The organism is Rhizobium oryzihabitans (genome assembly GCF_010669145.1).
Classification (GTDB): Bacteria; Pseudomonadota; Alphaproteobacteria; order Rhizobiales; family Rhizobiaceae; genus Agrobacterium; species Agrobacterium oryzihabitans.
On record NZ_CP048632.1, the window covers coordinates 2,423,925 to 2,450,024 of the forward strand.

A 26,100-nucleotide genomic window follows, 5' to 3' on the forward strand; every position below is an offset into this window, starting at 1 on the left:
TCAGCGCGCCTGGGTGAAGAAAATCTTGAAGGCGAAAATCGAAAAGACGCCGGCGATCGTATAGTCCAGCCCGCGCAGCACCTTCCTGTTGCGTTGCAGCCAGGCGGAGAGCACATCGGCGGCGATAACGATGCCGATGCCGATCGGCAACGCCACTATTATGGACCAGAGCCCAAGGAAAATCAGCTTGCCGGTGACGTGCGGATCGGAGGCGCTGACGAATTGCGGCAGGAAGGTCATGAAGAAGATGATGATCTTTGGGTTCAGGAGATTGACCCAGATGCCGTTCAGCAGGGCGGATTTCAGGGAGGCCTGCGTTTTCTCGCCGGTGGTCTTGACCATCACGAAATCCGAACCCTTGCGGATCGCCTGAATGGCGAGCCAGACCAGATAGGCGGCTCCGCCGGTCTTGAGGACCATGAAGGCGGTCGGTGAGGCGACGATGAGGGCGGCAACGCCGAAAGCGACGAGCATCGTGTGCACGGTAATGCCGATATTGGTTCCGAGAAGCGTCATGAAACCAGCCGTGCGGCCTTCGCGCAGGGACCGGCTGATCCACAGCGTCATGTCGGGTCCCGGCGTTACCGCCAGGAGCAGGATGGCAATGGTGAAGGCGGCAAGTGTTGGCAGGCTTGGAACGAAATCCATCGCGGCACCCATGAAATCTGGAGATTGCCGTTGCTTAACGCGATTTCGCGTTTCTGCCAATGTTTTTGCGCGGTGGTGTATTGGTGTGAAAGCCGCCGCAATATCAAAATCGCGACGGCTCAGAATGCTCAGTTTTTCAGGAAGCTGGTGAAGGCGGCGGAATATTCCGTGTGCCAGCGCGACAGCGGCGGACGGTTCTGCACGATATCCTGAGCGGCCCAGAGAATACGCTTCTCGTCCGTCGGGCGATCCACTTCGCCATCGGGGCAAAGGATGTAGAAATCGCCCTTGCCGATACTGTCGACCATGAAGTCGACGGTCTGTTCGCCGGTCCACGCCCCTGCCGGCTTTTCCGTCCTGCCATGCGCCGTCAGGCCCGTAAAGACGAAGCCAGGGATCAGGAGATGGGCGGAAACTGCGCCGTTCGGAATATTGCGCAGCTCATGCTGAAGCGCTTCCGTGAAGGCTTTGACGCCCGCCTTCGAGACATTATAGGCGGGATCGCCGGGCGGGGTGGTGATGCCCTGTTTCGAGCCTGTATTGATGATGAGCGAGGCCTCGCCATGGGCGATCATGCCCTGCCCGAAGACGCGGCTGCCGTTCACCACGCCCATAAGATTGACGGCGATGACTTTTTCCCAATTGGCCTGCGGGCCGAAAATGGCGCTTCCCGGTTGGATGCCGGCATTGTTCATCAGCACGTGAACCCGTCCGAAGCGCTGGATGACGGCGCGCTCCAGCGCTTCCAGCTCATCGAGTTTCGATACGTCGGTGGGGATTGCGACGATCTGCGCCTCGCCGTCCTTTGCGACGGCCAGAATATCCGCGTGTGCTGCGGCGAGCCTGTCGCCATCGAGATCGGCGAGCACGACGCTCATGCCGAAATCGGCGAATTTGCGCGCGGCGGCAAGTCCGATGCCGGATGCCGCACCGGTGATGACGGCGACATTATCTTCCTTGAATGCGGGGTGGATGGTCGTCATAGGTTTCTCCTTCGCGTCGTTTTGTGCTGTTTCCAGCCGTTTGCAACGTTGCCTGAACCCTGAGTGGCTTCATTCACGGTCTTCAAGTCGATCGAGACGCTCCCATGTTAAAGCGCGAAATTCCATAATGCATGTGACAATCCCTTCGTTCCAGTCATGAAGAGCCGGTCGCTTGCATTTGGCCATTCGCGCCATTCGATGTTTTGTCGCGCATCTTTTCGGAAAATCGCTTCACAGTTTTGGGGTTGCACTGTAAAAGTGCCGAAATCCCAAGGAAATGGCGGTGTCTCGATGCCGTCTTCATGCAGATGGACATCATTATGGCACTCCCGAAAGACGTTAAGAAAGTCGTTCTCGCCTATTCCGGCGGCCTCGACACCTCGATCATCCTGAAGTGGCTTCAGACGGAACTCGGCGCTGAGGTTGTGACCTTCACCGCCGATCTCGGCCAGGGCGAAGAGCTTGAGCCGGCGCGCAAGAAGGCCGAGATGCTGGGCATCAAGGAAATCTTCATCGAGGACGTCCGCGAAGAGTTCGTACGTGATTTCGTTTTCCCGATGTTCCGCGCCAACGCCGTTTATGAAGGCGTCTATCTGCTCGGCACCTCCATTGCCCGTCCGCTGATTTCCAAGCACCTGATCGAGATCGCCAAGAAGACCGGTGCCGACGCCATTGCGCATGGCGCCACCGGCAAGGGTAACGACCAGGTCCGTTTCGAGCTTTCGGCCTATGCGCTGAACCCGGATATCAAGATCATCGCCCCCTGGCGCGACTGGACGTTCAAGAGCCGTACCGACCTCCTGAACTTTGCCGAACAGCACCAGATTCCTGTTGCCAAGGACAAGAAGGGCGAAGCGCCTTTCTCGGTTGACGCCAACCTTCTGCATTCCTCATCCGAGGGCAAGGTTCTGGAAGACCCGGCACTGGAAGCTCCGGAATACGTGCATATGCGCACCATCTCGCCGGAAGCGGCCCCGGACAAGGCAACCGTCATCAAGGTCGGTTTCCGCAAGGGCGATGCCTGCTCCATCAACGGCGTTGAAATGTCGCCGGCCACGCTTCTTGCAACGCTCAACAATTACGGTCGTGAAAACGGCATCGGTCGCCTCGATCTTGTCGAGAACCGTTTCGTCGGCATGAAGTCGCGCGGCGTTTACGAGACGCCCGGCGGTACCATCCTGTTGGCCGCGCATCGCGCCATCGAATCCATCACGCTTGACCGGGGTGCAGCCCACCTCAAGGACGAGTTGATGCCGCGTTACGCCGAACTGATCTATTACGGTTTCTGGTTCTCGCCCGAGCGTGAAATGCTTCAGGCCCTGATCGACAAGAGCCAGGAACATGTGGAAGGCGAAGTGACGCTGAAGCTCTACAAGGGCAACGTCATGGTAACCGGCCGCGAGAGCGCCAAGTCGCTTTATTCCGACGCGCTGGTAACCTTCGAAGACGACCACGGCGCTTACGACCAGAAGGATGCGGCAGGCTTCATCAAGCTCAATGCGCTGCGCCTGCGCACCCTGGCCAAGCGTAACCTCAGCAAGTAATTTTCACTGAGGTACGGATAAGAAAAACCCGCAGGCGGGAACGCCCTGCGGGTTTTTTCACGTCTGTCTTTTGGAGACGATCCTGAAGCCGATGTAGCTTGCGACTGCCGTAAACTCCATCACCGGGATGATGATGCCGAAGCCGGTGAGAGGCGAGCCGACCAGCGAGGCCGCGGCCCCGCCCGCAAAACCCGATCCCATCTGGATGAAACCCATCATGGCCGATGCCGAACCGGCAATGTGCGGAAAGGGCGCAAGGGCGGCCGTCACCATCGAGGGCGTCAGCAAGGCGATGCCGACTGTCGCCACTGCCACGGGGCCCATGATGGAAAGGAAGGACGGCGGCACCAGGAACACCGACAGCATGATGAGAAGGCCACCCGTGCCGGAAAAACAGAGGCCGAGCATGACCGAACGGCGGTCGCCCAGCCGCGGTGCGATATAACGCAGGGCGATGGAGCCGAAGAAATAAGCGCCGGTCTGCATCAGCATGCCAATGCCGAAGGCTGTGGGGACATGCCGACTTCGTTGATAAGAATGAAAGTCAGCATGGTCGCCTGCGCATAAAGCGCGCCGATGGAGCCGCCGAGCACGAGCGCGGCCAGAAGAAAACGCGGTTGCGCCAGCAATGCGCCATAGGCTGACAGGAGGTGGCGAGGGCGGATCAGGTTTTTATCCGGCCTCGTCGTTTCGCGCAGGAAAAACACCACGGACAGGATGGCGATAGCTCCAAGGCCGGCCATCAGGAAAAATACCGATTGCCAGCCGAAAGCCGCAAGCGAGAGGCCGCCGATTGTCGGGCCCATGGCGGGACCGACGGCCAGCATGATGCCGATGAGGTTCATGATGCTGGAGGCTTCCGCGCCGGTGAACTGGTCGCGTACTACGGCGCGCGCCACCGTCATGCCGACGGAGGCGCCGATGCCCTGGACAAGCCGGGCGAAGAGCAGCACTTCAATCGTCGGGGCAAGGATGGCGAGCAAGCCGCCGCCGAGAAAGATCGACAGGAAGACGAGGCTCGCCTTGCGCCGTCCGAAGGCGTCGGATGCTGGCCCGGCAAGCAACTGCGCGATGGCGAAACCGGCGAAATAGAGGGAGAGACTGAGTTTTACGGAGGACTCTGTTGTTGCGAAAACCCGTGTCAGCTCCGGCATGGCCGGCGTGTAGATCGCCATGGAAATGGGCGCAAGCGCCGTCAGCAAAGCTCCAAGCATTGCCGTGCGCTTTGTGGACATGATCGTTTTTGACGACATTGCGATCAGCAGTTCTGGCCAGGCTGTTCTGGCTGCAGATTGTTGCGCAACGTCTGCAGGAAGCTGCGGAAGAGCGCAACTTCCTCTTCGTTCAGCCCCTGTGTGGCATGAAGAACGAGCTGGTCGATTTCCTGCCGCACGGCTTCCAGCATGTCGGTAGAAGCCTTCGTCAGCACGATGCGCTTGGAACGTCTGTCCTGCGGGTCCTGCTGACGCTCGATGAGATCGAGAGATTGCAACTTGTCGAGATAGGCGCAGATCGTCATGGGTTCGATCCCGAGGCGGGCAGCGATGTCCGATTGCTTGCTGCCATCGACAACGGCAACCGTCAGCAAGGCTCTCGCCTCGCCGGGGGTCAGGCCCAGTCCGGCTTCAGAAATACGGCGCTCAAAAGCACTGTTCAGCAGCCGCGCGCCGCTGTTCAGCAAAAATGCCAGTGAGTCTTTTTCGCGTTTCGTGCCCATGCTTTGCCTTTTCGTAAGTCAGCCTTACTAAATTCCGGGCGATAAGCAATGGTACGCAAATCATATTGTCGAAAATCGAGTAAAGTATTTGTCAATTAGGGTGCAGCATGTGCCGTACCACTGCGATAATCATCACGTCGAAGTTAAAAAAGACAGCACATCCTGCATTTTCTCTATGTCATCCGCAGTGCCGATGGACCGGGCAATCTCCACCTTGTGGGAAAAATAGGTCTGAAAGTCGAAATCCGTGTCGTCCGTCACGTCGGTTATATCGATCACGTCGCCATTGGCGTTCAGTGTCTGAGCGGGCAGTTCTGACGAAAGCTCAAGCCAGGTCTCATGGCTTATTTTCCCCGCGTCGTAATACTCCCGAGCGATTTCCCGCAATTCCCGGGGGCTGACACGGGTGAAGTCGATGCGATTGATCGTCTCTTCGAAGCCGGTGGCTGTGTCGGACTGGGCTGCCTTGCCGAAATCGATGCTGTCTACAGGTCTGGCGTTTCTGGAATTGTCTCTGAAAAGGAAATTATTAGAGGCCCTTAAAGAATAAATCTCCATAATACATATCTCCATCATGGGATATTATTGCGATGAATCAGACCATGCCGTTGCCCGGCCGGTCAATACTTGGCGGCGACGGCATCTGGGTATTCCACACCAAAATCCGGCATATTGAATTGACAGTGGAGGCGTGCCCATATGGGCTTAAACCGGAATTGTACAAGGAAGATGAAATGCCATCCAAGACCGCGCCCTATCCCGCACTCGTTACCTGGAACGGTTACAACGGTCTGCCAAAATTCGAAGCGGTCAAGGATGAGGATTTCGGCCCGGCCTTCGACGCAGCACTTCTGTCTCACGAGCAGGAAATCGATGCGATTGCCGGCAATCCGCAAGCACCGGCCTTTGAAAACACCGTGACGGCGCTCGAAATCGCAGGTGATGAGCTTTCGCGCATCTCGGCCCTGTTCTGGAACAAGGCGGGCGCTCACACCAATGGCAACATCCAGGCGCTGGAGCGGGAAATCGCGCCGAAAATGTCACGGCACTATTCCAAGATCGGCATGAACGAGGCGCTGTTCAAACGCATCGATGCGCTGTGGGAAAAGCGCGAGTCGCTTGCCCTGACAAATGAGGAAAAACGCGTTCTCGAACGGCATTGGAAGGGCTTCGTGCGCTCCGGTGCCAAGTTGCAGAAGGACCGCCAGGAGCGGCTCGCCGCGATCAACGAAGAACTTGCCGGCCTCGGTGCGAAATTCGGACAGAATGTGCTGGCGGATGAAAAGAGCTGGAAGCTTCTGCTTTCCACGGAAGAGGACCTTGCCGGCATTCCCGGTTTCCTGCGTGATGCGATGGCGGGTGCCGCCCGCGAGCATGGTGAGGACGGCAAATTTGCTGTCACCCTTTCCCGCTCCATCATCGAACCTTTCCTTACCTTTTCCGAGCGTCGTGATTTGCGCGAACAGGCCTTCAAGGCATGGGTGGCGCGTGGTGAAAACGGTGGCGAAACCGACAATCGCGATATCGTCCACCGCACGCTGGAACTGCGCGAGGAAAAAGCGAAGCTTCTCGGCTATGAGAATTTCGCGGCCTACAAGCTTGATGACACGATGGCGAAAACGCCGGATGCGGTGAACGGCCTTCTGGGGCAGGTCTGGGAAAAGGCCGTGATGCGCGCGGGTGAAGAAGAGGCGGAGCTTGCCGCCATCATCACGCAGGAGGGCAAGAACCACGAGGTCATGCCCTGGGACTGGCGTCACTATGCCGAAAAACTGCGGGCGCAGAAATTCAGCTTCTCAGAGGCTGAGTTGAAGCCCTATCTGCAGCTGGAAAAGATCATCGAGGCCTGTTTCGATGTGGCCAACCGGCTCTTCGGAATTCGGGCTGTCGAGGTCAAGGATGTCGCTGCCTATCACCCGGATGTGCGGGTTTTCGAAATCCGAGACAACAATGGCGATCTGAAAGCCATGTTCCTTGGCGATTATTTCGCCCGTCCCTCCAAGCGTTCCGGCGCATGGATGAGTTCGTTCCAGTCGCAGCACAAGCTGCCTTTGAAGAACGGCACGGTCGGCGAAATACCGATCATCTACAATGTCTGCAATTTCGCGAAACCGGCCGAGGGAAAACCGGCGCTGCTGTCGCTGGACGATGCGCGCACGCTGTTTCACGAATTCGGTCACGCCCTGCACGGCATGCTGTCCAATGTCACCTATCCTTCCGTCTCAGGAACGGGTGTCTCGCGCGATTTCGTCGAATTGCCTTCGCAGCTTTACGAGCATTGGCTGACGGTTCCGGAAATTCTGGAAAAATACGCGCTGCATTACGAAACCGGTGCGCCGATGCCGAAGGCCTTACTGGACAAGGTTCTGGCCGCCCAGACCTTCAATGCCGGTTTCAGCACGGTCGAGTTTACTTCTTCGGCAATCGTCGACATGGCGTTCCACACCCGGGAAAGCGTGAGCGACCCCATGGTCGTGCAAGGCGAGGTGCTGTCCGCCCTCAACATGCCGAAGTCCATCGTCATGCGGCACGCGACGCCGCATTTCCAGCACGTGTTTTCCGGCGATGGCTATTCTGCCGGTTATTATTCTTACATGTGGTCGGAAGTGCTGGATGCTGACGCCTTTTCAGCCTTCGAGGAGACCGGCAATCCCTTCGACGGCGAGATGGCGCGCAAGCTGAAGGATAATATCTACTCGGTTGGCGGCTCCATCGATCCGGAGGAGGCCTATCTTGCTTTTCGGGGCAAGATGCCGAGCCCGGACGCCATGCTTTTGAAGCGCGGCCTCGTATAACAGCCCGGTATAAAGACTGTCATATTTCTGAGCTAGAACCTGAGCGCAGGGGCCTTATGACAAGGCCCCCCCTTTCGCATTTGCAAAAAAAAGGTTATGAGCGCGCCAAACTAAATTGGCGTATCTCCTGATAGTAGCGCCCAACCTCAGAGATTTTGAACAATGGCACTTCGCAACATCGCGATCATCGCGCACGTTGACCATGGAAAAACGACGCTCGTGGACGAGCTTCTGAAGCAGTCCGGCTCGTTCCGCGACAACCAGCGTGTCGCCGAGCGCGTGATGGATAGCAACGATCTCGAAAAGGAACGTGGCATCACCATTCTCGCCAAGGCGACCTCGGTGGAGTGGAAGGGTGTTCGCATCAATATCGTCGACACCCCCGGCCACGCCGACTTCGGCGGTGAAGTCGAGCGTATCCTGTCGATGGTGGACGGCGCGATTGTTCTGGTCGATAGCTCGGAAGGCCCGATGCCGCAGACCAAGTTCGTGGTCAGCAAGGCGCTGAAGGTCGGTCTTCGCCCGATCGTTGCGATCAACAAGATCGACCGTCCGGATGGCCGCCATGAAGAAGTCATCAACGAAGTCTTCGACCTCTTCGCAAATCTCGATGCCACCGATGAGCAGCTCGACTTCCCCATCCTTTACGGTTCCGGCCGTGACGGCTGGATGAACGTCAACCCGGAAGGTCCGAAGGATCAGGGTCTTGCGCCGCTGCTCGATCTGGTTCTCGAACATGTTCCGGAGCCCACGGTTGAAGAAGGTCCGTTCCGTCTGATCGGCACGATCCTTGAAGCCAACCCCTTCCTCGGCCGTATTATCACCGGCCGCATCGCTTCCGGTTCGATCAAGCCGAACCAGGCCGTGAAGGTGCTTGGCCAGGACGGCAAGACGATCGAAACCGGTCGTATTTCCAAGATCCTCGCCTTCCGCGGCATCGAGCGCACCGCGATTGACGAAGCCCACGCGGGCGACATCGTTGCCATTGCCGGTTTGTCCAAGGGTACTGTCGCCGACACCTTCTGTGACCCCTCGGTCACTGAGGCGATGACCGCACAGCCGATCGATCCGCCGACCGTCACCATGTCCTTCATCGTCAACGACAGCCCGCTCGCCGGCACTGAAGGCGACAAGGTAACGTCGCGCGTCATCCGCGACCGTCTGTTCAAGGAAGCCGAAGGCAACGTCGCGCTGAAGATCGAAGAGGCCGAAGGCAAGGATTCGTTCTTCGTGTCCGGCCGTGGCGAATTGCAGCTGGCGGTTCTGATCGAAACCATGCGTCGCGAAGGTTTCGAGCTCGCCGTTTCGCGTCCGCGCGTCGTCATGCACAAGGATGAGAACGGCACCCTGCTGGAGCCGATCGAAGAAGTCGTGATCGACGTCGATGAAGAACATTCCGGCGTCGTCGTTCAGAAGATGTCCGAGCGCAAGGCTGAAATGGCCGAGCTTCGTCCTTCCGGCGGCAATCGCGTTCGTCTGAAGTTCTATGCCCCGACCCGCGGCCTGATCGGCTACCAGTCGGAGCTTTTGACCGACACGCGCGGCACGGCAATCATGAACCGTCTGTTCCACGACTATCAGCCCTTCAAGGGCCAGATCGCCGGTCGCGTCAACGGCGTTCTCCTGTCGAACGGTTCGGGCGAGGCAGTCGCTTACGCCATGTTCAACCTGGAAGATCGCGGCCCGATGATCATCGAGCCGGGTGAGAAGGTTTACGCCGGTATGATCATCGGCATTCACACGCGCGACAACGATCTTGAGGTGAACGTGCTGAAGGGCAAGCAGCTGACCAACATCCGCGCCGCCGGCAAGGATGAAGCCGTGAAGCTGACGCCGCCGATCCGCATGACGCTCGATCGCGCCCTTTCCTGGATCCAGGAAGACGAACTGATGGAAGTGACGCCGAAGTCCATCCGTCTGCGCAAGATGTTCCTGGACGCCAACGACCGCAAGCGTTTCGAAAAGGCAAAGCTCGCTGTCTGATTGCGGCTTGTCGTCACGAATTTGGAAAAACCCGGCTTCGAGCCGGGTTTTTTTATGCCCATGTTTTTATTTGTGCATGAGTCGAAAGATGCTTGTGCCAAAGGTTAAGGATGCGTTAATTTTTATCGGTCGTCCACATGAATAGGCTGTGGGTAAGCTTGCCGGCGTTAACCTTTATGACTGGTAAGTTTCCGTGGCCGGGGCCAGAATCGCGTTATGAAAACGTTATCCATCGATGTTCGCCGGGCCGAACCGCATGATGCGCGCGCCATCTCCGAGGCGCACCGTCTGTCGTGGCAACAGGCCTATGCGGGGCTTATCCCGCACAGGCCGTTGACGCAGATGCTGGAGCGCCGTGGCGAAGTCTGGTGGAAGAAGGCGACCAAAGGCTCCGCTACCATGCTGGTGGTGGAAGTGGCCGGTGTGGTTGCCGGATATGCGACGCTGGGCCTCAGCCGTGCGCGCGGGCTGCCGCATGACGGCGAGATTTATGAACTTTATCTGCGGCCGGAATATCAGGGCATCGGGCTCGGCTCGTTGCTATTCACCGAAGCGCGACGGCTGCTGAGATCGCTCGGATGCAACGGCATCGTTGTGTGGTGCCTTGAAGACAGTGACGTCGCCAATCGGTTTTTCCGCTCGCATGGCGGCCGGGATATCGCCGAGGGCATGGAAGACTTCGACGGCAAGTCACTGCGCAAAGTCGGCTTCGTCTGGAACTGATAAAAGTGCCGGTGGATGCCGCCCGGTTTCGTTTTTCCTGCCGGCCATGCGCAATCGCGATACCCTCAAATCTTGCATTCTGCCTTATCCGCCCAAAGCCATGTTGCAATGCGGCGACTTTCCCAGTATCGAAAACCAAATCCAACCCGTCGAATTGAGGGAAGCGAATGCGTATCGATGCAATTTCCATAGGCAAGAACCCACCGGATGACGTGAATGTTATCGTTGAGGTGCCGGTCGGTGGCCATCCGATCAAGTATGAAATGGACAAGGACGCCGGTGCGCTGATCGTCGATCGTTTCCTCTACACGCCGATGACCTATCCGGGTAACTATGGCTTCGTGCCGCACACGCTGTCCGACGATGGCGACCCGATTGATGTTCTCATCTGCAACACCCGTCCGCTGGTTCCCGGCTGCGTGATCAACGTTCGTCCCATCGGCGTGATGATCATGGAAGATGACGGCGGCAAGGACGAGAAGATCCTCGCTGTGCCGGCTCCCAAGCTGACGCGCCGTTACGACAAGGTCCACAACTACACCGACCTGCCGGAAATCACGCTGAAGCAGATCGAGCATTTCTTCGAGCACTACAAGGATCTGGAGCCCGGCAAGTGGGTGAAGATGGGCGGCTGGCAGGATGTCGACGTCGCCAAGAAGCTGATCGTCGAAGCCATTGAGCGCTACAAGGCGCAGGGCTGATTGGCTTAACCTGTCAGCCTATTAAAAAGCTTTTCGAAATCCTCCGGGTTGGTATCGATCCGGAGGATTTTTTTACGCGCTGTTTCGCCTGAAATGACGGTGATCGTAGATTTGGGCAGGCCGAGTTTTTTTGCCAGCAAAACAATCAGGGCCCTGTTCGCCTTGCCGCCTTCCGGCACGGCGCTGACGCGGACTTTCAGATGCGCGTTTCCGTCGGCATCCTGTTCCACGCCGTCAATCGCATCCCGCCCGCCGTTCGGCGTGAGGCGAACCGACAGGCGGACATGACCATCGTGCTTTTGCCAGAGGCCACTCAAACGGTCATCGGATAAAGCGTGTTCCACATGAAGGAGCGGATGAAGAAGATGATCAGCAGCAGGATGATCGGCGAAATGTCGATGCCGCCGAGATTGGGCAGAATGCGGCGGATGGGGCGCAGGGCCGGTTCCGTGACATTGACCAGGAAACTCCCAATGGCATTCACGAACTGGTTGCGGGAATTGATGACGTTGAAGGCGTAAAGCCAGGAAAAAATGGCGCTGGCAATCAGCACCCACGTATAGAGGTTCAAGGCCAGATCGATGGTCTGAAACAGGGCAAGCATCAATATCTCCGTATCTTGGTTGCTAGACATTTAGACATTCGCTCGTGAACCGGCAAGTGTTGCGCCAGGAGGGCTGGCGATTCTTGTCGTATCGCTCTATTGCAAACGTCTCATATTGTCTTGCGAGCACCCAGCCGATGTCCCTGCCTTCTGCCGAAAACCGCTTCGGTGCATTCCGGCACAGTTCCTATCGCCGTTTTTTCAGCGCCCGGTTTTTCTCGGCCTTCGCCATTCAGATCGTCAGCGTTTCCGTCGGCTGGCAGATGTATGAGGTCACCGGCAATGCATTTTATCTCGGTCTGATCGGTCTTTTCCAGTTTCTGCCGTCATTGCTTTTGATCCTCGTCACGGGAACAGTCGCCGACAGGCATAATCGCCGGCGTATCATGGCCATCTGCCTCGTGATCGCGGCCGGCTGCGCTGTGGCGCTGCTTGGCTTGACGATAACGCACAGCTTTTCGCCCTGGCCGGTCTTCGCCATTCTGGTTGTGTTCGGCATAGAGCGGGCATTCATGGGGCCGGCTGTGCAGTCGCTTGCACCCAATCTCGTGCCGGTCGAGGATTTGCCGAATGCCATTGCCTGGAATTCCTCGTCCTGGCAAATGGCATCCATTCTCGGCCCCGTTGCCGGCGGTCTGCTTTATGGGCTCGGCGCATCCGTTGCCTATAGCGTGGCCTTCGTGCTCTTCATCGTGTCCGCGACGCTCGCCGTGACGATCCGGAAGCCTGAGCAGCGCGGTCCGGCAAAAGCCATCAGCCTCGAGACCATGCTGGCAGGATTCAAATTCATCTCGCAGGAAAAAGTCGTTCTCGGCGCCATTTCGCTCGATCTTTTTGCCGTCCTGCTGGGCGGCGCTGTCGCTTTGATGCCGATTTTTGCCAAGGAAGTGCTGACACTCGGACCATGGGGTCTCGGGCTTCTGCGTGCGGCACCCGGTATCGGCGCAATTACAGTTGCGGTCATTTTGGCATTCAGGCCCATCCGCCACCATGCCGGTCTGCTGATGTTTGTTGGTGTCGGGTTTTTCGGTATTTCCACGGTAGTGTTCGGACTTTCCGAAACCGCATGGGTGTCGATTGCCGCATTGGTGGTGATGGGTGCATCGGACATGGTGTCCGTTTATGTGCGGGAAACGCTGATTGCACTCTGGACGCCGGATGAGGTGCGCGGGCGCGTGAATGCGGTGAACATGGTCTTCGTCGGAGCCTCCAACGAGCTGGGAGAATTCCGCGCCGGCACCATGGCGCATGTGGTTGGAGCCGTGCCCGCCGTCGTCATCGGCGGGGCGGGCACGCTTGCGGTCGCGGTCATCTGGGCGCTCGGCTTTTCAAAGCTGCGCAGGATCGACAATCTGGATGCGCCGAACTGACGGCGGATTGCCTCAGCGCTGCGCCTTGCCTTCGAAAACCAGATCAAGGAAATTGCCGAGCCAGGAACGGAGCGGCGTGTCGAACAACATGCGTCCTTCGAGATGCTGGCTGCCCACCTGTGCATTGGGCATGCCGAAACGCTGCGCGCCGCGCACCACCCAGCTGTGCATCATGGCGCGGGTCAATTCGGCATGAAATTGCAGGCCCCAGGCGTTCTTTCCGTATCTATAAGCCTGATTGGGATAGGTTTCGCCCGACGCCAGCAGCTCGGCCCCTCGCGGAAGCTCGAAGCCCTCGCGGTGAAAATGGTAGACCATCTTCGGCCAATGCGGCATCAGCAGCCGCCCGTGTTCGGTGGCGTGAAGCGGATACCAGCCGATCTCCACCTTGCCTTCCCTGTCAGCCTCCACCTTGCCGCCCAGATGTTTGGACAGCATCTGCGCGCCGAGACAGATGCCGAGAAAGGGCTTGTTTTCCTTCAGCGGCACCTTCAGCCAGTCAATTTCGGCTTTGACATAATCATGCGAGTCATTGGCGCTCATCGGGCCGCCGAAGATGATGGCGCCCGCATGTTTCTCCAGCGTTTGCGGCAGGTCATCGCCGAGCGCGGGGCGCCTTATATCCAGCCTGTAGCCCTTTTCCACCAGCATCTGGCCGACGCGGCCGGGCGTGGAGCGTTCCTGATGCAGGACGATGAGCAGTGAAGGTTGTTTTCCCTGTTGCCTGGAAGGGTCAAACAGCATCGTCTTCGTTTTCGCTTTCTTCAGCGGGCCCGGACCTCGTGGCGGCCTGCTGGCGTTGCAGAACCCTGTCGCGCACGGAAACACCGAGCAGATCGGCCACACGCCAGATCACATGGTCTTCCATTTCGCTTCGTTCGCCGTCAGCGTAAACAATATCCCAGAGGATGCCAATAAGCTCCACACGCTGATCTTCATCGAGATGGCGGCGGATATCGGTGGTGAAGCGGTAATAGTCGACGGCTTCCTTGCCGGCCTCCTGGCCTGCGGCAAGAAGCGCGTCCAGCTTGCCGGCGTCGAGACTGTAATAGTCCTGGAGGATTTCCCGAAGGCGGTCACGCTCGCTTTTCGAGACGGTGCCATCGGCTTCCATCACCTGAAAGCAGAGGGCGGCGACCGCCACCCTCAGATCATCCGGGCTGAATTCATCCGTGTGCTGGCCAACGAGGTTCTGAATAAACGACTGGATTTGGTTGAACATCGATAGCCTGTTCGTCAGAAGAGTTTCAAGCGGGTCTTTGGTTCGGTTTCAGCGCCGGGCTTCTTGACGCCCGGGTCATCCGGCGCCCCGCCGAAAAACGGCACGGGTTCCGCCTTCACATCCGCTGCATCCGCTTCTTCCGGCGCCTCGATCGTTACCGGCCTGTTCTCCTTGGGGGCCGATACGACCGGCTTGACCTCAATCGGCTCGGCAGGTGCGGGTTTCGGCTCCACACGCGCCTCAGGCGCGGCCGGGACAACGATCGTTGCGGGGGCTGGTTCGGCCCTCGCTGGTGCGGCGGCAATCGCATTGTCGATTGTCATGTCTTCGACGGGACCTTCCAGCTGGCCGAAAGGCGCTTTCCATTCAAAGGCGTCGAGGCGGCCGGTGACCGGCGAGACGGGCAGCCATTTTTCCGAAACGATGTTATCGGCCACCCAGGCCGGATCTCGCGGTGCGCGCAGCGCCTGCGCCATCCAGTAGCGGACCCGTCCCTGATCGCCGGTTTCGGCCTCCTCGATATCGGCCATCAGCAGGAAGATGCTTTCGCGTGGCTCGATCCGCGCGGCGGCCTCCGCCTTGGCTCGCGCCTTGGCAAATTCCTTGGCGTCGAGTGCAGCCTGTGCCACGGCAAACAGGGATTCGATGTTGTTGGGCTTCAGGCTTTCAAGCCGTTCGGCGCGTTTCAGGCGGTCAATGGCCGTATCGCCGCTGCGCGCCCGCACATAAAGCTCAGCGATCTGCGGATGCGGATCGGTTTTCCAGACCGGCTCCAGAACCGTTGCTGCCTTGCGCAGATTGTCTTCGCGCAGATAGGATTTTGCCGCGATCAACGCTGCCGGCACAAGGCTTTTCGCGAGCTTGAGAGCATGTTTTGCATCCTCGCGCGCACCCACCGGATCGCTTTCCAGCTTCTCGCCGGCCTTTGCCGTCAGCAGCACCGCTTTCAGCCGTTCCGCCTCACCGCGTTCGATGACGCCTGCCGCCTTCTGCTGGTCGAGGAGGCGGATCGCGTCGTCCCATTGTCCATTACGGCAGCGGTTTTCCAGCGTCGCCTGCGCTGCCCATGGCAGGTAAGGGGCTTTTTCCGCCGCGTCCTCGGCATATTGCTGGGCCGCCTCATAGGCTCCCTGACGGCGGGCCTCGATATAGAGGCCGCGAAGACCAAGTTCGCGGGTTTCCGGATCGCGGGCCATAGCCTCGAATTTGCGTCGCGCCTCGTCATATTTGCCTTCGATGAGATCGGCCTGCGCATCCAGCAGATGGATCAGCGGCTCCTGATCGGCGCTGAGCAGCCCCTGCGTGCGGGCCGTCATCTTGCGGGCGAGAATGGCGTTGCCGGCACCGGCGGCGATGAGGCCGGTGGAAAGCGCCTGATAACCGCGGTCGCGCTTGCGGGCACGAAAATAGCGCCGGGCGGCGTTCGGCGATGTCCATACGGCGTTGACGATCCACCAGACCAGCATCACGGCGGCAACCAGTGCCGCAACTATGGAGGCGGCGACCATCAGGCTCATTTCGATCAACTGGCCCTGCCAGACGATGGAAAGGACACCGGGCCTGTCCGCCAGCCAGGAAAAACCGAAACCGAGCGCCAGAACGATAAGGGCGAAAGTCAGAATTCTGGTCATGCCTTACCCCTGCCTACCGGTGCTGGTGATGGCGCGGTTCAAGGTGCCTCCCACCAGGTTTTCAACCTCGATGCGGGCATCGAGGGACTTTTTATAGTCGGCGGATGCTGTCCTGGCGGCCTCCGGAAGCCCGTTCCATTCAAGCGCCGCACCCTGCAGATCACCGTTGCGCAGCTTGTTTTCCATGCGCGCGATCATGGCGTCGGGGGTCTCGCCTTCGATATTTCCGACCGGGCGCACCTTCACCAGCGAAAAGGCGCTTTCCGTCAGGCGCTCAATGACGCCCTGATTGGGATCAGGCTGGTTGATGGCGGACAGCATCGCATTGGCGACATCAGGGAACTTCTGCATCAGTTCCGAGCGCGACGGCACACCGGTCGCAGCAAAGGATTGCAGCGATGCAATGGCGGGATCGTCGGTGATCACTTTCGAGAGCGTATCGAGTTCGGTCAGGAACGGCCCGCCGCGATCGATCGCTGCCTTCAGCCCGGCAGACGCGATGGCGCGGGCGACTTCGATATCGTCACGCGGCTCGTTGATCTTGGCTTCCGCGTCAGTAAGGCGACGCGTCAGGTCCGCAGTTGCTGAAGCCTGTGCGGATCGCTCCGACTGGAGCGTGGATTCCAGCGCGGCTATTTTTTCCGAAAGCGCATCCACCTGTGGCGCCTCGCCCTTTGTGCTCTCGAGGGTGGCGATGCGTTGTTCCAGAGCCGAGGTGTCTCCGGTGCTGGCCGGAACATTGGCGAGCTGCTGACGCAGGCTCCCCAGATCGGTTCTCAATGCGGCGATCTCATCGCTTCCGGCCTTGCCCGCATTAAATGAGGGCAGGATGCCGGCATATTGCATGCTGCCGGCAGCTGCGAGGGCCACGAGGCCGCCGACGATGCCCGCCGCGATCAGGCCGGAGGTTGCTGCCTGTTTGCGCTCGGGTTGCTGCGTCGTGGAGGGCCTGGCCGGTCCCGACGACGGGGCGCTGGTCGAGGGTCTTGCAGTGGCAGTCGCGCTTCCGGATGCGGCAGAGGCCGATGAAGTGGAAGCAGAAGTCGCAGGCTTTGCGCTGGCTGCGGCAGCGGCGCTTGTTCCGATGGTGCCCGTGGCGGGTTTCGCATCGGTTTTTGGCGGAACAGGCGTCGGCGAAACGGCCTCTGTCTGTTTGTCCGTCGGCTTCTCTCCCTGCGGCCTGTCGGCTGCGGGCTCTGCCTTGTGGACGTTCGGCTCGGGCTCGATTGGGGTCTTGCGCGGCTGGTCCCAAACCGGCGCAGGGTTGGCCGTTTCGGCTACCGAGGGCTTCTGGTCCGGAACGCTTGGTTCTGCAGCTGTGGCCTGTGCCTTCTCGCTGGTCCTATCATCAGTCTTGGCAGCGTCCACGTCGGCGGAAATTGCTTTCACGTCTTTTGCGTCCAGGTCGATGGTGACCGGTTCGGCTTTGGACTTGGAGTGGCGTGGCGGCTTTCCCGATACCATGACAACCTCATTTCTGCCTGCAATAGTCTAAACCTAGTCAGTGACGGCGGCAAAGGAAAGAGGCGAGCCTGAATTAGGTTCCCGAGTTGCGGTGAAGAAGTTCAAACATCGCCGCCTCGTTCGCGCTTTCGGCGGCGGCAGCGTTCTTGCGGAAGATTTCCGGAACCAGCGAAAGCACATTGCGGCTGATGCAGACGAATTGTGTAGAGGCCAGCGCCGCCACATATTTTTCCGCAGACGCGTGACGGAAAAATGCCTTTGCCGCTTCCGATGAATAGAGCAGCACCACATCGGCAGCTCTCTTCAGAAGCGCCGTTTCGAGCATATCTTCTGAAATATCTGATAGCTGCATTTCGTAACAATCGACTGTCCGGAATGGGATCCCGGCGGCGGCAAGACCATCCTCGAAGACGGCGCCTCGTGGCGTGCCGGCGAGATAGAGCAGGGGCTCGTTCTTCAGAAGGGAGCGATGCTCCGCGACGAGCGCAGCGAGAGCCGCCGCATCGCCAGAGGCTGTGAAGATATTGCTGAAGCCGATTTTTTCTGCCGCCTCCGCCGTCGCCTCGCCGACGGCGAAGAGCGGTTTTGACAGATGGGGTGCAAGTCGGTCGCGCAGGGTCTCCAGCGACCGCAGGGCCTCGGCGCTGGTGACGGCGATAGCCGATAGCGGGTCCGATAGCGCCGGGATGGCGTGCTCGCCGTAGTGGACGGGATGAAACAGCGGAAGAAGCACTGGCTGGTGGCCGAGGGCTTCAAGCTTTGCGGCCGTCTTTTCGCCCGAACGATGCGGCCGGGTGACGACGATCCGCATCGGCTCAGCTCCAGCCGTCGAAAAAGTTGCTGCCCGCCCGGGCGCGCACGTCTTCGCCGGCCTTGCGGCCCAAAGCTTCGGCATCCTTGCGGGCCCCGGAAATCTCGACGCCGTGGCTCGTCTGTCCATCCGGGGTGAGGATCAGGCCGTAGAAATGCAGTTCCTCACTGTCACAGGTGGCGTAGCCTGCAATCGGGGTGCGACAGGAGCCATCGAGGGCTGCCAGAAAGGCGCGTTCGCAGGTCACGGCATCATAGGTGGGCATGTCATTGATGGATAACAGCAAATCGTCCATGCGTGTGTCACCGATACGGCTCTCGACGCAGATCGCGCCCTGCGCGGGGGCAGGCGGAAAATCCTTCGGGTCGAGGATTTCCGTCGGGACGCTATCCATGCCCAGCCTCTTCAAGCCGGCAAAGGCGAGAAGCGTGGCGTCCGCCTGCCCTTCTTCCAGTTTGCGCAGGCGGGTTTCCACCTGGCCGCGGAAGATGATGACGTTCAGGTCCGGCCGCAATCGCCGGATCAGCGCCTGGCGGCGCAAGGAGGCCGAACCGACCACGGCGCCCTGCGGCAGTTCCAGAAGTTTCGGTGCGGTGCGGCCGATGAAGGCGTCGCGCATGTCCTCGCGCGGCAGGAAGGCGGAAAGATGGAGGCCCCTGGGCAGAACGGTCGGCATGTCCTTGGAGGAATGGACGGCAATATCAAGCTCGCCGGACAGAAGCTGGCTCTCCAGTTCCTCCGTAAACAGGCCCTTGCCGCCGATCTCCGACAGAGCGCGGTCGGTTATCCGGTCACCCTTGGTGGACAGCACGACGATTTCGAACATCTCTTCCGGCAGATCATGTGCCGCCATCAGCCGGTCACGCGTCTCGTAAGCCTGTGCGAGCGCCAGAGGGCTGCCGCGCGTGCCGATTCGGAAAGGTTTTGTTTGCATCCGCGTCTATCCATTGTTACCGGAGTTGTCTTAGACCAACTCAGCGCATGATCGCAATGAACGAACAGAATTGATGACCCCCTTTCTTCGTATCCTCGGCATAGAGACAAGCTGTGACGAAACCGCTGCATCCATTGTGGTTCGGCATGCGGACGGCCATGGCGAGATCGTCTCCGACGTCGTTTTGTCGCAGCTTGAGGAACACAGCGCCTATGGCGGCGTGGTGCCTGAAATCGCCGCCCGCGCCCATGTCGAGGCGCTGGACACGCTGGTGGAAGAAGCGCTGGAGCAGGCGGGTGTCACCCTTGCCGATGTCGACGCCATTGCGGCCACATCCGGTCCGGGCCTTATCGGCGGCCTGCTGGTGGGCCTGATGACGGGCAAGGCGATTGCCATGGCAGCAGACAAACCGCTTTACGCCATCAACCATCTGGAAGGCCATGCGCTGACGGCGCGTCTGACCGATGGTCTGTCTTTCCCCTATCTGATGCTGCTGGTGTCCGGCGGCCACACCCAGCTGGTGCTGGTGCGCGGCGTCGGTGAATACGAGCGCTGGGGCACCACCATCGATGATGCGCTGGGGGAGGCCTTCGACAAGACCGCGAAGCTTCTGGGGTTGCCCTATCCCGGCGGACCTGCCGTTGAAAAGGCAGCGGCGAAAGGCAATCCGGACCGTTTTGCGCTGCCGCGTCCGATGGTCGGTGAGGTGAGGCTCGATTTTTCCTTCTCCGGCCTCAAGACGGCGGTGCGGCAGGCGGCGACCGCCATTGCCCCGCTCTCTGAGCAGGATATTGCCGATATCTGCGCTTCCTTCCAGAAGGCGGTTTCACGCACCCTGAAAGACCGCATTGGCCGTGGCCTTGCGCGCTTTAAAGAGGAATTTCCGCATCTGGAGACGGAGCCTGCTCTGGTCGTGGCCGGCGGCGTCGCCGCCAATCAGGAAATCCGCCAGACGCTTCAGGCACTTTGCGATGCCCATGGCTTCCGTTTTGTCGCACCGCCGCACCGGCTCTGTACCGACAATGCCGCGATGATCGCCTGGGCGGGGCTGGAGCGGATGGCTGAGGGCAAAAAAGCCGATCCCCTTGAGATACCGCCGCGCTCGCGCTGGCCTCTCGATGGTAGTGCGGAGACATTGATCGGTTTCGGCAAAAGGGGAGCCAAGGCCTGATGCAGCGGGAAAAAATCGTCGTCATCGGTGCTGGCGCCTTCGGAACCGCGCTCGCCGTCGTCATCGCGCTGGAGAACCGGCATGATGTGACCCTGCTCGGCCGCGATGCGTCCCTGATGGCTGATCTGAAGGTTGATCGTATTCACGAGGCTGTCCTGCCGGGTGTCGACCTCCCGGATGCGCTTGCGTTTTCCGTCGAGCCGGATGTCCTGGCCGATGCAGGCATTGTCCTATTCGCCATGCCCTCGCAGGCCCATGCGGATGCGGCCCGCCATTACGGTCCCTATCTGGCTAAAGATTGTATCATCGTTACCTGCGCCAAGGGCATAGACCGGGTTTCCGGGCGTCTGCTGACCGAGCTTCTGGAAGCAGAACTGCCGCATCATCCAATCGCCGTTCTCTCCGGTCCGGGTTTCGCCGCCGATATTGCACGCGGACTGCCGACCGCGATGGCGATCGCGGCGGAAAATGCTGTCATCGCCGAGCGGCTGGCGACCACGATTTCCGGCAGAACCTTCAGGCTTTATGCCTCCACCGATCGCATTGGTGTGCAGCTTGGCGGCGCGTTGAAGAATGTGCTCGCCATTGCCGCTGGTATCGTTGAAGGCGCGGGTCTCGGTGATTCCGCCCGGGCAGCGCTGATTTCGCGCGGTCTCGCCGAAATGTCGCGGCTGGTCGTCGCCATGGGCGGCAAGGCCGATACGGTCCGCGGTCTGTCCGGTCTCGGGGATCTCGTGCTGACAGCGACGAGCCACCAGTCGCGCAACCTGCGCTTCGGCATCGCGCTTGGCCGGGGTGAGGGCAAGGACATGTCCGGCGGGCTGGTGGAGGGCGCTTTTGCAGCAGCCGTTGCCGCCCGGCTTGGCGAGCATCACGCTGTCGACATGCCCGTCACCGAGGCGGTGGCGGCCATCATAGACGGTAATCTGGATGTGGCGAGCGCCATGCAACAATTGATGACACGGCCCATCACCACGGAATGAGTGTGGCCTCTGAATAGTTTTTACGCATGTCCTGGTCCCAAAACCGCTGACACTTTTATAGGACATGCGCCAGCGAGGAGAAAAAAATGCTGTTTGCCTTTATCTGCAAGGACAAGCCCGGCCATCTGAACGTGCGCATGGACACGCGCCCGGCCCATCTGGAGCACCTGAACAAGCTGAATGCCGAGGGCACGCTGAAGATCGCCGGCCCGTTTCTGGACGCCGAAGGCAAGCCGAATGGCAGCCTCGTCATCGTGGAAGCTGCCGATATCGAGGCCGCGAAGGCGCTTGCCGATGCCGACCCCTACGCCAAGGCCGGCCTGTTCGAAAGCGTGGATGTGAAGCCCTATAACTGGGTCTTCAACAATCCGGGAGCGTGACGGGTCATGGCGAATTACTGGCTTTACAAGTCCGAGCCGTTCAAATGGTCCTGGGAAATGCAGAAGGCCAAGGGCGAGGCCGGCGAAGAATGGACCGGCGTGCGCAACTATCAGGCCCGCAACAACATGCGCGCCATGAAAATCGGCGACAAGGGTTTCTTCTACCACTCCAATGAGGGGCTGGATGTCGTCGGCATCGTCGAAGTCTGCGCCCTTTCGCATCCGGATTCGACCGCAGAGGGCGACCTGAAGTGGGATTGCGTGGATATCCGCGCCGTATGCGACATGCCGCAGCCGGTTTCGCTGAAGGATGTGAAGGCCAATCCGAAACTGGAGAAGATGTCTCTCGTCACCTCGATGCGGCTTTCCGTGCAGCCGGTGACGGAAGAGGAATATCTCGAGGTCTGCCGTATGGGCGGCCTCGCCAATCCGCCAAAGTCACCGGACTGATCCTCCGGTGAGGACAGACCCCGAGCGCTTCATCCTCGACAACGCTGCCATCATGCATCCGCCGCATGTGCCGGAGCTGCGCCTTCATCTTGCCACCGAAGCCCATGAGCTGTGGCTGAAGACGGAGGAGGAGTTGCAGGAGATCGGCCTGCCGCCGCCCTTCTGGGCCTTTGCCTGGGCGGGTGGGCAGGGGCTTGCCCGTTATGTTCTCGACCATCCCGAAAGTGTTTGCGGCAAGCGCGTGCTGGATTTTGCCAGTGGCTCCGGTCTCGTTGCCATCGCTGCGGCAAAAGCGGGTGCCAGTGCGGTTCTGGCGGCCGATATCGATCCCTGGACGGAGACGGCCATTCGGCTGAATGCAGCGCTTAATGGCGTGGCTGTCGATTTTACCGGGCTCAACCTGGTTGGGAAGCCGGTTGAGGCAGATGTTCTGCTGGCGGGCGACGTGTTTTATGACCGCGCTTTTGCCGATCTTCTCGTGCCATGGTTTCTGGAGCTAACGGAGAAGGGCGTGAGCGTGCTCATCGGCGATCCGGGCCGCGCCTATCTACCCAAACAGCGCCTTTTCGCCGAGGCGACCTATCAGGTGCCGGTGACGCGGGCTCTTGAGGACAGTGAAGTCAAAAGGACCACCGTCTGGCGCTTCGTCTGATTACATTTTGATTTAGGGCCGGATAACGCAGACACCGTGCTCATAGGCGCAGGCGTTGCCGGCGGTCGCGGCACGGACATTGATGATCTTTGCCTTGGGTGCCAGCGGCGTTGCCGTCGTGGTGGCTCCAACTCTTCTTGAAAGACCGCCGCCGATCGCGAAATAATTTCCGTTTCCGCGAACCCTCAAGGCCGATATCGCACCCACATAGGTGCCGCCGGGGAGGGTTGAAGGCAGGCCGTCCGTGGAGAAACTGACCTGCGACTGCCGTTGCTGATAATGGTGGTGTCCGTTAAAATCCTCTGCCGTTGCAGCAGGCACGGCGGTGAAAACGACGCCTGTTGACAGCATGACCAGAGTGGCGATTCGACGCTGTAACATGAGCCTCATTCTCCGGATTTTTCAGTTAACGAATAGTAAATTACACGATTTATGACTTACGTAAAGGTAAATATTTTGAGGGTGTAAATCTTGGAAACGCTCGATTTTTTATTTTCGAGCAAAAAAATTCCAAAAAAAATTCGTGAACCAATCGATTAAATTGGAATCGGTCATGAAATGTGCTTGTCGTGATGCTTCCATGTGATTAAACGTCGCGGTTGGTGCAATGCACATTCTTTCGTCATGTGCTGTTGCTTGGGGGCGCCTTATCTATGGGCGCACGGGAAAACGCCGCGAGGTTCTGATGGCGAATCTGACAAATAACCGGCCTCTGTCGCCGCATCTTCAAGTTTACAAGCTGATTCCGACGATGGTCTCATCCATCGTGCACCGCATCACGGGCGGCGCACTTTATTTCGGAACGCTGCTGGTTGCCTGGTGGCTGATCGCGCTTGCCTCGGGCCCGGCCTATTACGACTGGGTCAACTGGGCGATGGGCACGATCATCGGCAGGCTTATCCTGATCGGTTATACATGGGCTCTCGTCCATCACCTGGTGGGTGGTCTTCGTCACTTCATGTGGGATCTGGGATACGGCTTCGAAAAGCATTTCACCACCAAGCTGGCAAAGGCTTCATGGGTGGTGTCGATCTGTCTGACCGCGCTGATCTGGGTCGTCGCCCTGATCGTGCGCTGAGGAGATTTATCATGGATATGCGTACCCCTCTCGGAAAGGTTCGCGGCCTCGGCTCCGCCAAGGAAGGCACCGACCATTTCTGGCGTCAGCGCCTGACGGCGGTTGCCAACGTTCCGCTGCTGATCTTCTTCGTGGTCTTCCTCATCCAGTATGCCGGCGCGCCCTATCAGGAAGTTGTCGCCGCGCTGTCGAACCCGCTTGTCGCTGTCATCATGGGTCTGGTGCTGGTTTCCGGCCTCATCCACATGAAGCTCGGCATGCAGGTCATCATTGAAGACTATATTCACGCCGAGGTTTCGAAGCTCGTTCTTCTGATGCTCAATACGTTTTTCGCGGTTCTCATTGGCGGTCTTTGCATCTTCGCCATTCTGAAAATCGCATTCGCAGGATAATTCCGCCATGGCATCGATCAGTTCACCTTCCCAGAATGGCAAGGCTTACACCTATGTCGATCACTCCTATGACGTGATCGTGGTGGGCGCCGGCGGCGCGGGTCTGCGCGCAACGCTCGGCATGGCGGAACAGGGTTTCCGCACGGCCTGCATCACCAAGGTTTTCCCGACGCGCTCGCACACGGTCGCGGCGCAGGGCGGCATCGCTGCATCGCTCACCAATATGACGCCCGACTGTTGGCAGTGGCACCTTTACGACACCGTAAAGGGCTCCGACTGGCTGGGTGACGTTGACGCGATGCAATATCTCGCCATGGAAGCGCCGAAGGCGGTCTATGAGCTGGAGCATTATGGCGTGCCCTTCTCGCGCAATGCCGAAGGCAAAATCTACCAGCGCCCGTTCGGCGGTCACATGCAGAACTACGGCGAAGGTCCGCCGGTACAGCGCACCTGCGCTGCCGCCGACCGTACCGGCCATGCCATTCTGCACACGCTTTATGGCCAGTCGCTGCGCAACAATGCGGAATTCTTCATCGAATATTTCGCGCTCGACCTCATCATGTCGGCAGATGGCCGCTGCACCGGCGTCGTGGCGTGGAACCTCGATGACGGCACGATCCATCGCTTCTCCGCCAAGATGGTGGTGCTGGCGACCGGCGGTTACGGCCGCGCCTATTTCTCGGCAACCTCGGCCCATACCTGCACGGGTGACGGCGGCGGCATGATTGCCCGTGCCGGCCTGCCGCTTCAGGATATGGAGTTCGTGCAGTTCCACCCGACCGGCATCTACGGCGCGGGTTGCCTGATCACCGAAGGCGCACGCGGCGAAGGCGGTTATCTCGTCAATTCCGAAGGCGAGCGCTTCATGGAGCGTTATGCGCCTTCTGCGAAGGACCTTGCCTCGCGTGATGTCGTGTCGCGCTGCATGACGATGGAAATCCGTGAGGGCCGCGGCGTCGGCAAGAACAAGGACCACATCTTCCTGCATCTCGATCACCTCGATCCTGCGATCCTGCATGAGCGTCTTCCGGGCATTTCCGAAAGCGCCAAGATTTTCGCTGGCGTTGACGTGACGCGTGAGCCGATCCCGGTTCTGCCGACGGTTCACTACAATATGGGCGGTATTCCGACCAATTATTGGGGTGAAGTGCTGAATGCTGATGCCAACAACCCGGAACGCATCGCACCCGGCCTGATGGCTGTCGGCGAAGCTGGCTGCGCCTCGGTGCACGGCGCCAACCGCCTCGGCTCCAACTCGCTGATCGACCTTGTGGTCTTCGGCCGCGCCGCTGCTATCCGCGCCGCTCAGGTCATCGACCGCGATGCGGCGGTTCCTGCGCTCGATATCGCTGCCTGCGACAGGATCATGGAACGCTTCGACAGCCTGCGTTATGCCAATGGCTCGACGCCGACGGCGGTGCTGCGCGACAAGATGCAGCGCGCCATGCAGGACGATGCGGCCGTGTTCCGTACGCAGGAATCGCTGGAAAGCGGTTGCCAACGCATTTCCGCCATCTGGAAAGAGCTGCCTGATGTCAAGGTTACCGACCGTTCGATGGTCTGGAACTCCGATCTGGTGGAGACGCTCGAGCTGCACAATCTGATGGCCAACGCGATCACCACGGTCTACGGCGCGGAAGCGCGCAAGGAAAGCCGCGGCTCGCATGCCCGCGAGGATTTCGTCGATGGTCCGTTCGGCGGTCGCGACGATGTGAACTGGCGCAAGCACACGCTTGCCTGGGTCAGCCCCGAAGGTGACGTCAAGCTCGACTACCGCCCTGTTCATACCGACCTGATCGCCGACGGCATCGATCCCAAAAAGATCGAGCCGAAGGCTCGCGTCTACTGATTTGAGGAACTGGAT

The 26,100-nt window shown here is 59.5% G+C and carries 27 protein-coding genes and 1 pseudogene; 14 read left to right on the plus strand and 14 right to left on the minus strand.

Annotated features, from left to right (window positions below):
* Positions 1 to 648 carry a LysE family translocator gene (locus G3A56_RS12425; RefSeq protein ID WP_082184531.1) on the minus strand — a complete coding sequence of 216 codons (648 nt, stop codon included), beginning with the start codon at positions 646 to 648 and terminating at the stop codon, positions 1 to 3.
* Between the two features lie 128 nt (positions 649 to 776).
* Entirely contained in the window at positions 777 to 1,631 is an 855-nt protein-coding gene (locus G3A56_RS12430) for an SDR family NAD(P)-dependent oxidoreductase (RefSeq protein WP_082183095.1), read from the minus strand.
* 320 nt (positions 1,632 to 1,951) lie between these two features.
* Here G3A56_RS12430 and G3A56_RS12435 point away from each other — a divergent pair, with 320 nt between their 5' ends.
* The gene (locus G3A56_RS12435; RefSeq protein ID WP_035222091.1) at positions 1,952 to 3,175 is read left to right on the plus strand and encodes an argininosuccinate synthase; all 1,224 of its coding nucleotides are present in this window, start codon (positions 1,952 to 1,954) and stop codon (positions 3,173 to 3,175) included.
* A 57-nt stretch (positions 3,176 to 3,232) separates the two neighbouring features.
* Here the strand turns inward: G3A56_RS12435 and G3A56_RS12440 are convergent.
* From G3A56_RS12440 to G3A56_RS12450, 3 genes and pseudogenes are all read right to left on the minus strand, one after another.
* Positions 3,233 to 4,428, minus strand: a pseudogene (locus G3A56_RS12440) (multidrug effflux MFS transporter).
* A gap of 5 nt (positions 4,429 to 4,433) precedes the next feature.
* A complete protein-coding gene (locus G3A56_RS12445; RefSeq protein ID WP_082183091.1) occupies positions 4,434 to 4,892 on the minus strand; it encodes a MarR family winged helix-turn-helix transcriptional regulator in 459 nt (152 codons plus the stop codon).
* Between the two features lie 132 nt (positions 4,893 to 5,024).
* Complete coding sequence (locus tag G3A56_RS12450) at positions 5,025 to 5,450, minus strand: hypothetical protein (protein ID WP_082184530.1); 426 nt, start codon at positions 5,448 to 5,450, stop codon at positions 5,025 to 5,027.
* A 176-nt stretch (positions 5,451 to 5,626) separates the two neighbouring features.
* On the opposite strand from G3A56_RS12450, the gene G3A56_RS12455 reads away from it, so the two are divergent.
* The 4 genes from G3A56_RS12455 to ppa all read left to right on the plus strand — a co-directional run bounded on the left by G3A56_RS12455 (position 5,627) and on the right by ppa (position 11,094).
* Positions 5,627 to 7,687 (plus strand): M3 family metallopeptidase, encoded by a 2,061-nt coding sequence (locus G3A56_RS12455; protein ID WP_082183088.1) that lies wholly within the window; start codon positions 5,627 to 5,629, stop codon positions 7,685 to 7,687.
* A gap of 162 nt (positions 7,688 to 7,849) precedes the next feature.
* Entirely contained in the window at positions 7,850 to 9,670 is a 1,821-nt protein-coding gene (gene typA, locus G3A56_RS12460) for a translational GTPase TypA (protein WP_003492424.1), read from the plus strand.
* A 216-nt stretch (positions 9,671 to 9,886) separates the two neighbouring features.
* Positions 9,887 to 10,393, plus strand: a complete 507-nt coding sequence (locus G3A56_RS12465) for a GNAT family N-acetyltransferase (protein ID WP_003492423.1) — start codon at positions 9,887 to 9,889, stop codon at positions 10,391 to 10,393.
* 167 nt (positions 10,394 to 10,560) lie between these two features.
* Entirely contained in the window at positions 10,561 to 11,094 is a 534-nt protein-coding gene (gene ppa / locus G3A56_RS12470) for an inorganic diphosphatase (RefSeq protein WP_003492422.1), read from the plus strand.
* A gap of 5 nt (positions 11,095 to 11,099) precedes the next feature.
* Here ppa and G3A56_RS12475 read toward each other — a convergent pair whose 3' ends face one another.
* Positions 11,100 to 11,411 carry a DUF167 domain-containing protein gene (locus G3A56_RS12475; protein WP_164056401.1) on the minus strand — a complete coding sequence of 104 codons (312 nt, stop codon included), beginning with the start codon at positions 11,409 to 11,411 and terminating at the stop codon, positions 11,100 to 11,102.
* Positions 11,408 to 11,698, minus strand: coding sequence for a YggT family protein (locus tag G3A56_RS12480; protein ID WP_003492418.1), 291 nt, complete (start codon positions 11,696 to 11,698; stop codon positions 11,408 to 11,410). The genes G3A56_RS12475 and G3A56_RS12480 overlap by 4 nt, the downstream gene beginning before the upstream one ends.
* 137 nt (positions 11,699 to 11,835) lie before the next feature.
* Here G3A56_RS12480 and G3A56_RS12485 point away from each other — a divergent pair, with 137 nt between their 5' ends.
* On the plus strand, positions 11,836 to 13,068 hold the full coding sequence (locus tag G3A56_RS12485) for an MFS transporter (RefSeq protein ID WP_082183083.1): 1,233 nt from the start codon (positions 11,836 to 11,838) through the stop codon (positions 13,066 to 13,068).
* A gap of 12 nt (positions 13,069 to 13,080) precedes the next feature.
* On the opposite strand, the gene G3A56_RS12490 is transcribed toward G3A56_RS12485, so the two are convergent.
* From G3A56_RS12490 to hemC, 6 genes are all read right to left on the minus strand, one after another.
* The gene (locus G3A56_RS12490) at positions 13,081 to 13,812 is read right to left on the minus strand and encodes a glutamine amidotransferase (protein ID WP_082183081.1); all 732 of its coding nucleotides are present in this window, start codon (positions 13,810 to 13,812) and stop codon (positions 13,081 to 13,083) included.
* Positions 13,802 to 14,290, minus strand: a complete 489-nt coding sequence (locus G3A56_RS12495) for a tellurite resistance TerB family protein (protein ID WP_003492415.1) — start codon at positions 14,288 to 14,290, stop codon at positions 13,802 to 13,804. The genes G3A56_RS12490 and G3A56_RS12495 overlap by 11 nt, the downstream gene beginning before the upstream one ends.
* 14 nt (positions 14,291 to 14,304) lie before the next feature.
* Positions 14,305 to 15,921, minus strand: a complete 1,617-nt coding sequence (locus G3A56_RS12500; protein ID WP_082183079.1) for a heme biosynthesis protein HemY — start codon at positions 15,919 to 15,921, stop codon at positions 14,305 to 14,307.
* 3 nt (positions 15,922 to 15,924) lie between these two features.
* On the minus strand, positions 15,925 to 17,385 hold the full coding sequence (locus G3A56_RS12505; RefSeq protein WP_082183077.1) for a COG4223 family protein: 1,461 nt from the start codon (positions 17,383 to 17,385) through the stop codon (positions 15,925 to 15,927).
* A 73-nt stretch (positions 17,386 to 17,458) separates the two neighbouring features.
* Positions 17,459 to 18,196: a uroporphyrinogen-III synthase gene (locus G3A56_RS12510; RefSeq protein ID WP_082183075.1), complete on the minus strand. Its 738-nt coding sequence runs from the start codon at positions 18,194 to 18,196 to the stop codon at positions 17,459 to 17,461.
* Positions 18,197 to 18,200: 4 nt separating this feature from the next.
* Positions 18,201 to 19,130 (minus strand): hydroxymethylbilane synthase, encoded by a 930-nt coding sequence (gene hemC, locus G3A56_RS12515; RefSeq protein ID WP_082183072.1) that lies wholly within the window; start codon positions 19,128 to 19,130, stop codon positions 18,201 to 18,203.
* A gap of 73 nt (positions 19,131 to 19,203) precedes the next feature.
* On the opposite strand from hemC, the gene tsaD reads away from it, so the two are divergent.
* From tsaD to G3A56_RS12540, 5 genes are all read left to right on the plus strand, one after another.
* A complete protein-coding gene (gene tsaD / locus G3A56_RS12520; RefSeq protein WP_082183070.1) occupies positions 19,204 to 20,301 on the plus strand; it encodes a tRNA (adenosine(37)-N6)-threonylcarbamoyltransferase complex transferase subunit TsaD in 1,098 nt (365 codons plus the stop codon).
* Positions 20,301 to 21,284, plus strand: a complete 984-nt coding sequence (locus G3A56_RS12525) for an NAD(P)H-dependent glycerol-3-phosphate dehydrogenase (protein ID WP_082183067.1) — start codon at positions 20,301 to 20,303, stop codon at positions 21,282 to 21,284. Before tsaD ends, G3A56_RS12525 begins: the two co-directional genes overlap by 1 nt.
* An 86-nt stretch (positions 21,285 to 21,370) precedes the next feature.
* Complete coding sequence (locus tag G3A56_RS12530; RefSeq protein WP_003492408.1) at positions 21,371 to 21,664, plus strand: YciI-like protein; 294 nt, start codon at positions 21,371 to 21,373, stop codon at positions 21,662 to 21,664.
* A 6-nt stretch (positions 21,665 to 21,670) separates the two neighbouring features.
* Entirely contained in the window at positions 21,671 to 22,114 is a 444-nt protein-coding gene (locus G3A56_RS12535) for an EVE domain-containing protein (RefSeq protein ID WP_003492407.1), read from the plus strand.
* Positions 22,115 to 22,121: 7 nt separating this feature from the next.
* Positions 22,122 to 22,766: a class I SAM-dependent methyltransferase gene (locus tag G3A56_RS12540; RefSeq protein ID WP_082183064.1), complete on the plus strand. Its 645-nt coding sequence runs from the start codon at positions 22,122 to 22,124 to the stop codon at positions 22,764 to 22,766.
* A 12-nt stretch (positions 22,767 to 22,778) separates the two neighbouring features.
* Here G3A56_RS12540 and G3A56_RS12545 read toward each other — a convergent pair whose 3' ends face one another.
* Positions 22,779 to 23,147, minus strand: coding sequence for a hypothetical protein (locus G3A56_RS12545; protein WP_082183062.1), 369 nt, complete (start codon positions 23,145 to 23,147; stop codon positions 22,779 to 22,781).
* A 304-nt stretch (positions 23,148 to 23,451) separates the two neighbouring features.
* On the opposite strand from G3A56_RS12545, the gene sdhC reads away from it, so the two are divergent.
* From sdhC to sdhA, 3 genes are read left to right on the plus strand one after another with little or no spacing between them, the layout of a single operon-like run.
* Complete coding sequence (gene sdhC, locus G3A56_RS12550) at positions 23,452 to 23,844, plus strand: succinate dehydrogenase, cytochrome b556 subunit (RefSeq protein ID WP_046799544.1); 393 nt, start codon at positions 23,452 to 23,454, stop codon at positions 23,842 to 23,844.
* Between the two features lie 11 nt (positions 23,845 to 23,855).
* Positions 23,856 to 24,236, plus strand: a complete 381-nt coding sequence (gene sdhD / locus G3A56_RS12555; protein ID WP_035221653.1) for a succinate dehydrogenase, hydrophobic membrane anchor protein — start codon at positions 23,856 to 23,858, stop codon at positions 24,234 to 24,236.
* A gap of 7 nt (positions 24,237 to 24,243) precedes the next feature.
* Complete coding sequence (gene sdhA / locus G3A56_RS12560) at positions 24,244 to 26,085, plus strand: succinate dehydrogenase flavoprotein subunit (protein ID WP_082183059.1); 1,842 nt, start codon at positions 24,244 to 24,246, stop codon at positions 26,083 to 26,085.
* Positions 26,086 to 26,100 lie beyond the last annotated feature (15 nt).